The sequence below is a fragment of the Rhodococcus sp. T2V genome, from assembly GCF_029269925.1.
GTDB lineage: Bacteria > Actinomycetota > Actinomycetes > Mycobacteriales > Mycobacteriaceae > Rhodococcus_F > Rhodococcus_F koreensis.
This window is the reverse complement of sequence record NZ_JARJBD010000413.1, coordinates 1-445: the sequence shown is the minus strand read 5'-3', so window position 1 is coordinate 445 and position 445 is coordinate 1. Positions and strand designations below refer to the sequence as shown.

General features: G+C 70.8%; 1 pseudogene. It reads left to right on the top strand.

Annotated elements, in window-relative coordinates:
• Positions 1–445 (top strand): annotated as a pseudogene (locus P3H15_RS54630) (pyruvate dehydrogenase); the annotation flags it as partial.

Sequence of the window (445 nt, the reverse complement as noted above, 5' to 3'; positions counted from 1 at the left end):
AACTCGGCGAGATCGTGTGGATCGTCGACCTGAACCGGCAGTCCCTGGACCGGGTGGTGCCCAACATCGCCGCGGGCCGGCTCGAGGCGATGTTTGCCGCCGCCGGGTGGCAGGTGCTCACCGTGAAGTTCGGGACGCTGCTCGAGTCGTTGTTCACCCGGGCCGGTGGTCCGGCGCTGCGGACCCGGATCCTGGACATGCCCAACCCCGAATACCAGCGGCTGTTGCGCTGTGACGCCGAGCAGGTGCGGGGGCGGCTGCCCGGCGACGGCCCCGACGCCGCCGCGATCGCGGCCCTGATCGGCGAGTTGGACGACGACACCCTCCTCGCGGCGATCCGGAACCTCGGTGGCCACGACCTCGACGCGCTGCGGGCTGCGTATGCGCAGATCGACGACACCCGGCCGACGGTGATCATCGCCTACACCATCAAGGGCCGCGGCCT